Genomic DNA, 11,085 nt, shown 5'->3' with positions numbered 1-11,085 from the left:
CCATAATAGCTACGGCTTTGGTGGAGACTGGCAGTCGAATGGATGATGTTATTTTTGAAGAATTTAAAGGCACTGGAAACATGGAGTTGCATCTGGATAGGGTATTGTCGGACAAAAGGTTGTTTCCTGCCATAAATTTAGAGCGCAGTGGTACTCGAAAAGAGGAATTGCTTTATCATCCGGATGAGATTGCGAAAATATATGGTTTACGCAGAGCAATGAAGGGGGTTTCTCCCTCCGAAGCCATGGAAATGCTCATAGGTAGGATGAAAAAAACACAAAATAATGTGGAGTTTTTGATGAATGTAAATCGCTAGCTTTCCATGGCGGAAGATAAATATAACTTTAGACTCAAAGGTGTGTGTGCCTTGGAATGCGACGGTAAATTCTTGGTGATCAAGCGCCGTGTTGGTAATCACGGTCCATTGTTAATTTTCCCTGGCGGTAAAGTTGAAATTGGTTGTAAGGATGATGCCCAGGATATACTTGAAAATACTGTTCGACGCGAAATATCCGAAGAGCTTGGGATTCATATTGATAGAGATTTACATTATCTGTGCAGCAATCTATATGTGGATAATTTTGCCAGGGCCATAATAGATGTGACATTTCATTGTTGCCTTGGAGCCATGCCGGCAGTGGTGGCGGATCCCGAGGAGGTGCCGGAGTATTTTTGGCTTTCAACGGATGAAATTGAATCATCGAAATTGGATTTTTTTATAGGTTGGAAAATTGCAAAGATCCAAGAGCTTAAAGCAAAACATCGCTAGAATTTTTTTATTTTTTTTGTTTATATGCAAAAATTTTTTAATTTACGGTCAAATAATCAAAGTTTTGGTTGATTTTTTATAACTTTGCTCTACAACCTAACAAGAGTCGTGTTATCGACCAGGGTTACGGTTATGAAGAAGTTGCAAATTTCTGTTAGTCAAAGGAGTGAAATTGGACGGCATCGATCCAATAGGTTGCGGAGACAGGGGCGTGTTCCGGCAGTGGTCTATGGGAAATCTGGTGCCCATTCAATCAGCTTGTCGGATAAGGATTTTCGTATCCTCATGAAGGAGAAGGGTAATTCTGCGGCCACCATTGAGCTGATTGATGTGGGTTCAAAGATGCTATCGATTGTGGCAGAGGTCCAGCGCGATGCTATTTCAGGTGGGTTTATCCATGTGGATTTTCATGAAATTTCTGAAAATGAGAAAATTCGCATAGTTGTGCCGATAAAATTAGTTGGCGAGTCCTATGGTGTAAAAAATGAAGGTGGTGTTATTGAACAGGTTCGCCATGAACTAGATGTGTATTGTTTGCCCAAGGACATGATTGAGCATATTGTAATCGATGTGAGTAATCTAAGGGTGGGCAATTCGATTCACATCCGGGATATATCTGTGGCCGATGGTGTTGAATTGGCGGGTGGTGACGATGCCATCGTCCTATCCTGTGTGGGCCATAGTGAGTCCAAAGAAGGCGAAGCTTCCGAAGCCGGTGGCATGAGATCTGCCGCCGCAAAATCCTGATGTGGGCGGATTGCCTCGGATATTCGTTGGTCTAGCTAACCGCGGCGCTAATTATGATGGTACGCGGCATAATGTTGGTGCCTATGTGCTTAGCGAATTTGCTCTGAAAGTTTTTGGCATGGAGTCCAGCGAATGGAAGATTGATGCTTCATTGAGTTGTAGATTTTTAAAAGTATTTTATATTGATAGGGCGATCTTTTTACTAAGGCCGGACACATTCATGAACGATGCTGGTGGAGCAGTTGCGAAATTTTGTTCCTATTTTAAAATACCTGTGGACGAAATGGTGGTGCTCTGCGATGATATAACCATAGCCGTTGGTGAGTATAAACTAACTATCAGAGAAGGAGATGCAGGTCATAATGGAATTAAAAGCCTGGTCGAACATCTAGGCCATGGATTTTTTAGATTTAGGATTGGTATAGGAGGGAAAAAACATAGATTTATGGCGTTGGCAGATCATGTGATTGGCCGATTGTCGGCCGAAGATAGAGAAAAAATTGATGAAAATTTGAATAATATTTTCGATGGGTTGAAACTACTGCTTGACAAAGGTGCGGTCTATTCTATGAACTTAATAAATCGTGGTAATAGAAAGCGCAATGAAAAGGAATTGTTACAAAGCGACGATAGTATTGGACACTAGAAACTATTCGGATTCGGTGGAGTCTTTGGTGGATAAATTGAAGGATACATTTGTAGCTCTTGGCAGTCAGATAAGTGATGTGGAGCGCATTGGACAGCGAAATTTTGAAAGAATAACTGATAAAAATTTTCAGTCCGGCATCTATGTTCGGATTTCATTCGAAGCTGAGTCCACGGTGCCTGAACTGATCAAAGATAGGTTTGCTCTTGATAAAACCATAAACAGAATGATGATAGAGAGGTGTAAATAATGGCTTCATTTAATAAAGTTATTTTGCTGGGTAATTTGACAAGAGATCCAGAACTGAGATCTACCAATAATGGTACGTCGATTTGCAAATTTGGTCTTGCCACCACAAGGGTTAGTCGCTCTGCAGAAGGTGATACTAGAGAAGAGGTTGTGTTTATCGATGTGGATTGTTTTGGAAAACAGGCCGAATTGATAGCAAAGTATTTTGTTAAGGGCAAATCAATATTTGTGGAAGGTAGGTTGAGACTGGATCAATGGGAATCTGCAGCAGGTGAAAAGCGCAGCAAGCTGGTAGCGGTTCTTGAGAATTTTCAATTTATCGGCTCCAAAGCAGATGATAATTTAGATAATGGAGGGATGGAGCGGAGCGCTTCCGTGACCAATGAGGTTTCTTCGATTCAGGTCGATGGTGACGATGATGTCCCTTTTTGATTTTTTTGATTTTTGAAAATGGCTACGGCTAATATTTTATTACTAAAGAAGGTTGAGCATTTAGGTGCAGAAGGCGATAGTGTTACTGTCAAGGCTGGTTATGCAAGGAACTACTTGTTGCCGAACAAGATAGCTGTTCCAGTTACCCGAGCCAATCGTAGGCAGGTGGAGTTTTTGCAAAAAAAGCGCCTGGATCGTGAAGCTTCGGAGGTGGCTCAGGCCAGATCAATGGCAGACATGATAGCTGGATTGTCACTGATATTCACGGCCAAAGTTGGTGGAAATGGCAAAATGTTTGGATCAATTTCAGGTTCGGACTTGTTAGCGAAACTATCGGAATATGGAGTAAATTTGGATAAAAAAATGCTACATATGGAACCGGCCAAGCATGTGGGTAAACATATAGCCAAGCTAAAATTACATCGAGAGGTGGTCATGGATTTATCCTTCGAGGTTGTGCCAGAAGTCGAAGAATCTAAAGAAGTTACGCCTATTATAGAACCCAAAGGTTAGGAATATATTGGTTGGATAGTTATCAACGCCATGTGTCCATCGCTGAAATGATGATGATGTTTGGTTGGTTATTTGTTATGATTTTTATTGTAAATCCATATAGCGGGAGATTTTATCCACCAGTGACTTTAGCGATGGCAAGGCAACTAGATAGCCCCAGGCTGTGCCTTTTTCTGTGACTGCATCGTCAACAACCACTGTGATAAGTATTTGTGGCGTATCGAATGGGAAAAACCCCGAACAGGATGATATGTGATGTTTAGACGAATATTTTCCATCCACAATTTTTTGAGAAGTTCCGGTTTTATAGGAAAGTCCCAGCCCATTTATTGTGGAATCCTTGCTATTTGGGTTTCGCAAAATATCTGCCATGGTGGTTGCTGTTTTATTGGACAGTACCCTGTTTTTTACCTCCGGATGGAACTCCAATATGCCATTACCAAGAGAATCGACAACTTTTTTCACCAGCAGCGGCTTTAGAAGAAAACCTCCACTGGCGATAACTCCCATGGCCTGATGCATTTGCATAGGAGTTGCACCCAGAGCGTGACCCATGGGCAGCCGTGTTATGGTTAGCCTATCCCATCTGTTGGGTGGATGCAAAATGCCAGGTACTTCACCATCAAATCCATAGCCAGTTATTTCGCCGAAACCAAAGGCTTTCGCCGCTTTATATAATCTATTTTTTCCAAGAACTATACCCACATGTGCAATCCCACGGTTGCTAGACTTTCTAAGTATATCGGTCAGTGATAGTTTGTTGAAATTGCCAGGATCTTTTGGCAGCTTTATATCTGAGCCTGAGCTATTTACGTAATCTTTGCTGCAATCAAATACGGTTTCTGGAGTGGCGAGATTATGTTCAAGCGCTATGCTTGAAGCGACTATCTTAAAAATTGAGCCTGGCTCATAAACATCTGTGACAGCTCTATTTCTGAGACTATCGATGGTGGCCTTGTTGTAGTGATTATTATTGTAGGTGGGGCGATTCCCCAGTGCCATAATTTCACCAGTTACCGCATCGCTTACAATGATCGTTGCCCACTTGGGATGAAATTTGTTGATTACATTATCCAGTTCTTTTTCAACCATATCCTGAATTATGAGATCCAGCGACAGTTCGACATCACAGCCATTTTTGGCATTGACATCCAATTTTCTAAATTGTCGTAGTTCCTTATGCTTGCCATCCTTTTCTGATTTTATCAATCCATCTTGGCCTTTAAGATATTTATCCATCAGCTTTTCAATACCGCAAGATGCTACTCCATCGTCATTTATGAAACCTATCAGCTGACTAGCCAATCCATCGGTGGGATAGGAACGTTTGTATTTTTTATTGCCATAGATGCCTTTGATTTTTAGCGCCATGATACGTTCAAGGAGCAAATCATCCTCGATGGTTTTAATTTTTTTCCATCTTATTTCTACGACTTTTTTGTTTTTTACGTATTTATATTTTTTAAAACATTTTTTCAATGAGCTATGGTTAATTTTCAACATGGCTGCCAATTGTTGTATTTTTGAGAAATCATGTTCATAATTAGCAGCATATGGATCAACTCCCACGTCGATGATGCAATTTGTTGTGGCCAGAACCACACCATTACGATCCAGTATCTGTCCACGTCTCGATTGTTTTATTTTTACGCTGGATCGCAGCTTTTCCACATAGGGAATGTACCTAGATCTGGCCAATACCGACAAATGGAACAGTCTACAAAATACGCAGAAAAATCCCATGGATAGGACCAACAAAACCAGGAAAAACCTGACAGAAATCTTTATATTATTTGGCAAAATTTACAGACTTATTAGTATCAAATATATAGCTCACACCGTACCAATGTCAACCATAACACAACTTATTAATTTTACCAATATGAGCTTATTGTAAATTGAAATTTTTTGACTTTACCCTGATCTGTAAGTGTCATGTAACTCTTTTTCGAGTTTTGCTTTTTCTATTTCAAGGCGCTTACGTTCTATGTCCTGGCGCAATTTTATGGTTTCTTCATCCCTCCTACGCCTTTCCTCAGCATCGTACCTTCTTCTTTCATGCTCATAGCTATCACCATAATAACGTGCTTCTCGTTCTTGGCGTAACTCTTCTTTTTGTCGCTCGATTTTTGCCTCTTTTTTATCATTTTCGGCTCCCATATGATGGCCGATGGCTGCGCCTCCTAGTCCTCCAAGCACTCCTCCAAGCGCTGCACCGCCAACACCTCCGTCGATGGCATAGCCCAAACCAGCTCCGGCAGCTGTGCCAAGGGCAGCTCCGCCTAGAGTAGACTCGGTGGTATCACAACCATTTAATAGTAAACAAGTAAAAATAAGTACGCAAATCCAAATATTTTCATTCATCAATTAAAAAATTGTAATGTTTTTATAAAAATCAATGCTATACATTATTTCCCTGCATGATGGCCGATGGCTGCACCGCCGAGTCCGCCAAGCACTCCGCCAAGCGCTGCACCACCAGCTCCTCCATCGATGGCATAGCCTAAACCTGCTCCGGCAGCAGTGCCTAGGGCCGCTCCACCCAACGTAGAACTGGTTTTGTCACAACCATTAAGCAATAAACACACCATGATTAACGCATAAATTACTATATTTTTATTCATCGATGAAATAAGCTGACATATTTTTTGAAAAATCAATATAAATCTTGCATGTTTTTAAATAAATAGCACTACAAAACCAGATTAGCTAATTTTTTTACTTTTTTCATTTTTTTCATTTTTTTATGAAAAGCATTGATAGGTTAATAAGGGGCATTGGTGGCATATTTATTTTTGCCATAAGATGTTACAAAATATTTTTGTCTCCGTTGAACTCTCTAATATTTGGAAGTCAATGCCGATGTAGATTTAATCCAACCTGCTCCGACTATGCGATAATTGTACTAAAAAAATATGGATTGTTTAAAGCTTTATACTTGATCATTAAGCGATTAATTGCATGCAATCCATTTAATAACTGTGACGAAGGTGGTGGCCAATTTTAATATATACGACTAGAAAAATACCAAACAATAGTGAAAAAATGCTAAAAAATTGTCCGCGGGATAGGCTGAAAATTAGTGGTGCATCTGGTTCCCTAAAAAATTCGCAAAAAAATCTTGTACAGGAATAGGTTATCAAAAACTCTGCGGACAAAATGCCCGGAGTTGGATTTTTTTTCATTCTATATTGAAGATAAAAAAATAAAACTATGCCTTCAAAAAAGGCTTCGTATAGTTGAGAAGGATGGCGTGGCAGAAGCGCTTCTTGATCAATGGCTCCATGATTTGTAAATTTTATTGCCCAGGGTAGATAAGATACTTTTCCCACTAATTCGCCATTTATAAAATTTCCTATCCTTCCGAGAAACAAACCGACTGGAGCTATGGAACTGACGATATCAGCCATCGGAAACACAGGCAATTTATTTTTACGAGAAAACATTATTAGGCCAATGATTACTCCAATGAATCCACCATGACTTGCCATGCCTCCGTCCCATATTTTTAAAACTATCAATGGATTAGTTAAAAGTGTCGAACTGTCATACAGCAGCCAATACCCAAGCCTACCTCCGATGATGACGCCGCCGGCGCAGAATAGCACAAATTGTTCATTTTGATTTTTTTTTATCAGTGATTTGCCAGTGCGGCTGGCCCAATTGAGATAGGCGAAGGTTATTAGAAAGCTTATGACGTAAAGCATTCCGTACCATCGGATTCCGGCTATGATAAACCATTCTGGTAGTCTGAAAATAAATGGATCGATATTGTGGACAATGTGGCCAAGAAACATGATAAGATCATAACTAGAATTGATATAGCTCTTGTCCATAAAGTTTTATCTTGTCATTGGCAGTGATTGGCAACAATTCAGAAAATGTTTGTTGACGAGGCGAGGGTATTGTTGAATGCCGGCAAGGGCGGTGATGGATGTCTGAGTTTTCATCGGGAAAAGTTCATGCCCAAAGGCGGTCCGGATGGTGGCGATGGTGGCAAGGGTGGCGATGTAATTTTACTCTGCGATGCGAACATCAACGACTTGACTCAGTATAGATTTACGCCTCATGCAAGGGCTGGAAATGGCAAGCCAGGCATGGGGTCGCAAAAACACGGAGCCAATGGTGATGATTGCATTTTAAAGGTTCCGGAAGGTACTGTGGTGCAAAACATTGAAACCGGAAATACGGCATGTGAATTGCTAGCGGATGGCGAACGCGTGGTTCTGTTGGCCGGCGGTGCCGGTGGCAAGGGAAATATGAATTTTAAAAGTTCAATAAATCAAGCTCCACGGCGTACAATTCCAGGAGCTAATGGTGAAAGCGGAGAATTTTTGTTTGTGTTAAAAACCATTGCTGATGTGGGTTTAGTAGGCCTACCAAATGCCGGTAAATCATCACTCATAAGTTTGATTACCAACGCTAAGCAGAAAATTGGTGCCTATCCGTTTACTACGATTTGGCCTAAGGTTGGAGTGATGCCATTGAAGGATGATCTGGGTAGGATTACCATTGCAGATATACCTGGTATAGTTAAGGATGCTCACAGAGATAAAGGCTTGGGCTTAAGGTTCTTGAAGCACATAGAACGCTGTAATGTCCTGCTATTTCTAATCGATATGGCTGGCATGGACAGTCGTTCGCCGGTGGATGATTATCAGATTCTAGTTTCTGAAATATCTCACTATGATAAAAATTTATTAGAGAAAAATAGGATTTTGGTAGCCAATAAGATGGACATGGATCAATCTCAGCGCAACCTGGAGAAATTCAAAGATGCAGTGAGGCAAAATCCTATAAAAATATCCTGTGCGAATGGCGAAGGAATCGACCAACTAATTCGGGTGCTCAGGAAAATGGTTATTAATGATCAATGAATACAGGAAAAAAAATCTGCTTCTACCAAATCATTGCCTCGGTATACGATGTTGTATATTTTTTGCATTATCGGTGTATGTAGGCCTAATTTGGTACATTCATTGAAAAATATTTTTGATGTTTTATAACCTTCGATGGCAGCAGTGGATGTGGCAAGGATTTTTTCAGGTGCTTCGCCCTGACCAATCCTTTCGCCAAAGGTTCTATTTCGACTCCAATCGCCAGAGCATGTTGCCATTAGATCGCCTAGACCACTTGCGCCATAGAATGTTTCGCGCAGGCCTCCAAGACTCACGCCGATGTTAGCGATCTCTTTAATGGCCGATGTTATATAGGCACAGCGAAAGTTGTCGCCCATTTTCATGCCATCCAAAATGCCAGCACCTATTGCATAGATATTTTTTAAACAACTGCCCAACTCTACGCCTTTTATGTCATTGGTGCAATTTATGCCGATGGTTTTGAAATTCAACCCATTGGCGACATCAGCAATGCGTTCATCTTTGGATGCCAAATCCACATTGGTGGGCAGCCCATTGGCTACTTCCCTGGCGTAGGTTGGTCCAGCAAATATGGCAAAAGTTGTATTTATGGAACTTTCGATGATGTCTGATGGAAATATTAATGAATCATAGGGCAATCCCTTGCAAAGTGATATAACACAGCAATTTTTTTGTAGTCGATGTTGTTTTATGATATTACACACCTCGCTTAGACCTGCCGATGGACAGGCTATGAAAATCACATCACAGGATTCCAATAGATGAAAATCCAGAGTTAACTTTATATTATCTGGCAGCATAAAGCCAGGAAAATAATCGATGTTTTCTCGATGGCTTAACAGTATATTAAGTTCTTTTTGATCTCTGGGAAAAAGAAAAATGTGATGGCCACATCCATTGGCATGTAAAGCCATCGCAGTACCCCAAGCCCCTGATCCAACAATTGCTATATTCATACTCAGTTACTTAAAACATATGATCGATGATGTCAATAACTGTTGATGTCATTGGCAATTAAATTGATTAATAGGTTGAAGTTTATGATTGACCATGGTCGAGTGTTGAAGGTAAATGATGCTAAAAAAATTAATATCACTGAAAATTAATGCCCCCGGAAAACAGGGATTGAAACCGGGGGCTGGATGGGATATGGATGGGAAATTTATTTAACTCATAGTAATTTTGGCTAAAATACTTTTATATCTACTAACCTTGTTTCTATGTATAACTCCAACTTTAACTGCTTTGTCAAGACAAGAGATATATTCGATGGCAGCTTCTTTTGCTCTAGAATCTACACCAGATGCTTTTGTAACAAAAACCTGCTTAGCCAATGTTTTAATCTTGCTACGCAAAGATTTATTCCTAATGGTCCTTGTTGCAGTCTGTCTTGTACTTTTTTCTGATGCTCTCTTATTTGCCATTTTTTACTACAATTAAAATCAAATTATGTCCTACTTAATACGCCGACTAAACTATGTGTCAATATAAAAAAATAAAAAAATGTTTTTTTAAAAAAAATTTACATAATTTTACAAAAATAATGAACAGGTTGGCCGGTGTAAATAATTGTAATTAAGCCTGAGTAATGGCCAAATTAGTTACTTTTCGATCATGTTTCCATGGCCCAATGATAAACTTCAATATATTTTTTTGCCGAACGTTTCCAAGAAAAATCTTTTTGCATAGCTCTGTGCATCATTGCCTTGAAGTTAGTTTTGTCATCATAATAGGTTGCGCATGCCCATCCCAGTGTGTTATATAGAGCATCATAGGTCAGATCTGAAAATAGAAAACCTGTGCCGCTATGGGTAGATTGGTCATAATTTTCTATGGTGTCCGATAGGCCGCCAGTGCTATGAGCCAGAGGTAAAGTTCCATACCTCATTGCATACATTTGAGTTAATCCACAAGGTTCAAATCGACTAGGTATTACAAGCAGATCAGAACCGGCTATGACAAGATGGGATAGTTTTTCATCAAATCCTATAAAAGCTCCAATTTTTGATCCATAGATGGAAGCTAGCTCACTAAACCTGGATTCCAAGTAAAATTCGCCATTGCCAAGAATGATGAATTGCGCATTCATGTGATTAATTACCTGAGGAATAATATATTCAAGCACATCTAGGCCCTTTTGTTCAGCCAATCTGGATACTATGCCAAATATCGGAACTTCATCCTTTGGTTCTAGGCCAAACGTTTTTTGTAATTCCCTTTTGCAGATGGATTTACCAGCAAGATTTTCGGATGAATAGCTGGCTGGTATCAATTTATCCGTTGCAGGATTCCAAGTGGAGATATCGATGCCGTTGCAAATGCCGATTAAATCGCCGGCCTTAAATTTTAAAACATTATCCAGGCCAAAACCAAAGGCTGGCGTTTGTATTTCTTTTGAGTAACAATGACTCACTGTGGTCAATTTTTTAGAAAAATATATACCGGCTTTCATCATATTGACCATGCCAATGGCTTCCACTCCGTCGGGCCGAAATACGTGATCGGGAATGCCAGAAAATTCTAAGATATTTTTGGAAGCAAGGCCATGGTGTTGTATATTATGTATGGTGAAAACGCTGCCACTGTGGCCAAGAGGTCGATCTCGTTCGGTGGTGCATAGATGAACTGGGATTAATCCCGTGGTCCAATCATGACAATGAATTATGTCCGGAAACCAATGCTTGAAATAACACAGGTCCAGTGCCGAACGACATAGAAATGCAAAGCGTTCTGGATTATCATAGTGATTGCCATAGCATCCAGAATATATGCCATCGCGCTTAAAATATTTATCAAATTCTATAAAATATGTGATTAGATTTTTATTATCATATTCCCAAAGCCTGGC

16 protein-coding genes are annotated in these 11,085 nt (G+C 40.1%); 9 read left to right on the top strand and 7 right to left on the bottom strand.

Translation table 11 applies throughout. From position 1 onward, the window contains the following. The 7 genes from LBH49_02230 to rplI form a co-directional block, all read left to right on the top strand. Positions 1-317 (top strand): transcription termination factor Rho (locus LBH49_02230; protein ID MDR0351442.1); only part of this gene is annotated, 317 nt, incomplete at its 5' end. Between the two features lie 6 nt (positions 318-323). Continuing rightward, positions 324-770 carry an NUDIX hydrolase gene (locus LBH49_02225; protein MDR0351441.1) on the top strand — a complete coding sequence of 149 codons (447 nt, stop codon included), beginning with the start codon at positions 324-326 and terminating at the stop codon, positions 768-770. Positions 771-902: 132 nt separating this feature from the next. Beyond that, entirely contained in the window at positions 903-1,517 is a 615-nt protein-coding gene (locus LBH49_02220; protein ID MDR0351440.1) for a 50S ribosomal protein L25, read from the top strand. Position 1,518: 1 nt separating this feature from the next. Then, positions 1,519-2,163, top strand: a complete 645-nt coding sequence (gene pth / locus LBH49_02215; protein ID MDR0351439.1) for an aminoacyl-tRNA hydrolase — start codon at positions 1,519-1,521, stop codon at positions 2,161-2,163. Beyond that, complete coding sequence (locus LBH49_02210; GenBank protein MDR0351438.1) at positions 2,120-2,413, top strand: 30S ribosomal protein S6; 294 nt, start codon at positions 2,120-2,122, stop codon at positions 2,411-2,413. Before pth ends, LBH49_02210 begins: the two co-directional genes overlap by 44 nt. Then, the gene (gene ssb, locus LBH49_02205) at positions 2,413-2,844 is read left to right on the top strand and encodes a single-stranded DNA-binding protein (GenBank protein MDR0351437.1); all 432 of its coding nucleotides are present in this window, start codon (positions 2,413-2,415) and stop codon (positions 2,842-2,844) included. Before LBH49_02210 ends, ssb begins: the two co-directional genes overlap by 1 nt. An 18-nt stretch (positions 2,845-2,862) precedes the next feature. Next, a complete protein-coding gene (gene rplI / locus LBH49_02200) occupies positions 2,863-3,357 on the top strand; it encodes a 50S ribosomal protein L9 (GenBank protein ID MDR0351436.1) in 495 nt (164 codons plus the stop codon). Between the two features lie 84 nt (positions 3,358-3,441). Here the strand turns inward: rplI and LBH49_02195 are convergent, their stop codons facing one another. The 3 genes from LBH49_02195 to LBH49_02185 all read right to left on the bottom strand — a co-directional run bounded on the left by LBH49_02195 (position 3,442) and on the right by LBH49_02185 (position 5,981). Then, entirely contained in the window at positions 3,442-5,157 is a 1,716-nt protein-coding gene (locus tag LBH49_02195) for a penicillin-binding protein 2 (GenBank protein MDR0351435.1), read from the bottom strand. A gap of 114 nt (positions 5,158-5,271) precedes the next feature. Next, positions 5,272-5,721, bottom strand: a complete 450-nt coding sequence (locus LBH49_02190) for a hypothetical protein (GenBank protein ID MDR0351434.1) — start codon at positions 5,719-5,721, stop codon at positions 5,272-5,274. A gap of 44 nt (positions 5,722-5,765) precedes the next feature. Further along, positions 5,766-5,981: a hypothetical protein gene (locus LBH49_02185; GenBank protein MDR0351433.1), complete on the bottom strand. Its 216-nt coding sequence runs from the start codon at positions 5,979-5,981 to the stop codon at positions 5,766-5,768. Between the two features lie 122 nt (positions 5,982-6,103). Between LBH49_02185 and yidD the strand changes: the two genes are divergently transcribed. After that, entirely contained in the window at positions 6,104-6,364 is a 261-nt protein-coding gene (gene yidD / locus LBH49_02180; GenBank protein ID MDR0351432.1) for a membrane protein insertion efficiency factor YidD, read from the top strand. On the opposite strand, the gene lgt is transcribed toward yidD, so the two are convergent. After that, a complete protein-coding gene (gene lgt / locus LBH49_02175; protein MDR0351431.1) occupies positions 6,330-7,193 on the bottom strand; it encodes a prolipoprotein diacylglyceryl transferase in 864 nt (287 codons plus the stop codon). The genes yidD and lgt overlap by 35 nt on opposite strands. Positions 7,194-7,238: 45 nt before the next feature. On the opposite strand from lgt, the gene obgE reads away from it, so the two are divergent. Next, the gene (obgE, locus tag LBH49_02170; GenBank protein MDR0351430.1) at positions 7,239-8,234 is read left to right on the top strand and encodes a GTPase ObgE; all 996 of its coding nucleotides are present in this window, start codon (positions 7,239-7,241) and stop codon (positions 8,232-8,234) included. On the opposite strand, the gene LBH49_02165 is transcribed toward obgE, so the two are convergent. The 3 genes from LBH49_02165 to LBH49_02155 all read right to left on the bottom strand — a co-directional run. Continuing rightward, positions 8,228-9,193 (bottom strand): NAD(P)H-dependent glycerol-3-phosphate dehydrogenase, encoded by a 966-nt coding sequence (locus LBH49_02165; GenBank protein MDR0351429.1) that lies wholly within the window; start codon positions 9,191-9,193, stop codon positions 8,228-8,230. The two genes, obgE and LBH49_02165, sit on opposite strands and share 7 nt — an antisense overlap. 210 nt (positions 9,194-9,403) lie before the next feature. Continuing rightward, the gene (gene rpsT / locus LBH49_02160) at positions 9,404-9,661 is read right to left on the bottom strand and encodes a 30S ribosomal protein S20 (GenBank protein MDR0351428.1); all 258 of its coding nucleotides are present in this window, start codon (positions 9,659-9,661) and stop codon (positions 9,404-9,406) included. Between the two features lie 188 nt (positions 9,662-9,849). Next, positions 9,850-11,085 (bottom strand): glycogen synthase (locus LBH49_02155; protein ID MDR0351427.1); only part of this gene is annotated, 1,236 nt, incomplete at its 5' end.

This window comes from Puniceicoccales bacterium (genome assembly GCA_031255005.1).
In the GTDB taxonomy this organism is placed as follows: domain Bacteria; phylum Verrucomicrobiota; class Verrucomicrobiia; order Opitutales; family LL51; genus JAIRTH01.
The sequence above is the reverse complement of the archived record's forward strand: the minus strand, read 5'-3'. Positions and strand labels throughout refer to the sequence as shown.

What these genes read in the sequence shown, in the direction of transcription:
- LBH49_02225 (MDR0351441.1), top strand. Translation starts at nt 324, where the DNA reads ATGGCGGAAGATAAATATAACTTTAGACTCAAAGGTGTGTGTGCCTTG.
- LBH49_02210 (MDR0351438.1), top strand. Translation starts at nt 2,120, where the DNA reads ATGAAAAGGAATTGTTACAAAGCGACGATAGTATTGGACACTAGAAAC.
- yidD (MDR0351432.1), top strand. Translation starts at nt 6,104, where the DNA reads ATGAAAAGCATTGATAGGTTAATAAGGGGCATTGGTGGCATATTTATT.
- LBH49_02185 (MDR0351433.1), bottom strand. Translation starts at nt 5,981, where the DNA reads ATGAATAAAAATATAGTAATTTATGCGTTAATCATGGTGTGTTTATTG.
- LBH49_02190 (MDR0351434.1), bottom strand. Translation starts at nt 5,721, where the DNA reads ATGAATGAAAATATTTGGATTTGCGTACTTATTTTTACTTGTTTACTA.
- LBH49_02220 (MDR0351440.1), top strand. Translation starts at nt 903, where the DNA reads ATGAAGAAGTTGCAAATTTCTGTTAGTCAAAGGAGTGAAATTGGACGG.
- obgE (MDR0351430.1), top strand. Translation starts at nt 7,239, where the DNA reads ATGTTTGTTGACGAGGCGAGGGTATTGTTGAATGCCGGCAAGGGCGGT.
- rpsT (MDR0351428.1), bottom strand. Translation starts at nt 9,661, where the DNA reads ATGGCAAATAAGAGAGCATCAGAAAAAAGTACAAGACAGACTGCAACA.
- rplI (MDR0351436.1), top strand. Translation starts at nt 2,863, where the DNA reads ATGGCTACGGCTAATATTTTATTACTAAAGAAGGTTGAGCATTTAGGT.
- LBH49_02165 (MDR0351429.1), bottom strand. Translation starts at nt 9,193, where the DNA reads ATGAATATAGCAATTGTTGGATCAGGGGCTTGGGGTACTGCGATGGCT.
- ssb (MDR0351437.1), top strand. Translation starts at nt 2,413, where the DNA reads ATGGCTTCATTTAATAAAGTTATTTTGCTGGGTAATTTGACAAGAGAT.
- lgt (MDR0351431.1), bottom strand. Translation starts at nt 7,193, where the DNA reads ATGGACAAGAGCTATATCAATTCTAGTTATGATCTTATCATGTTTCTT.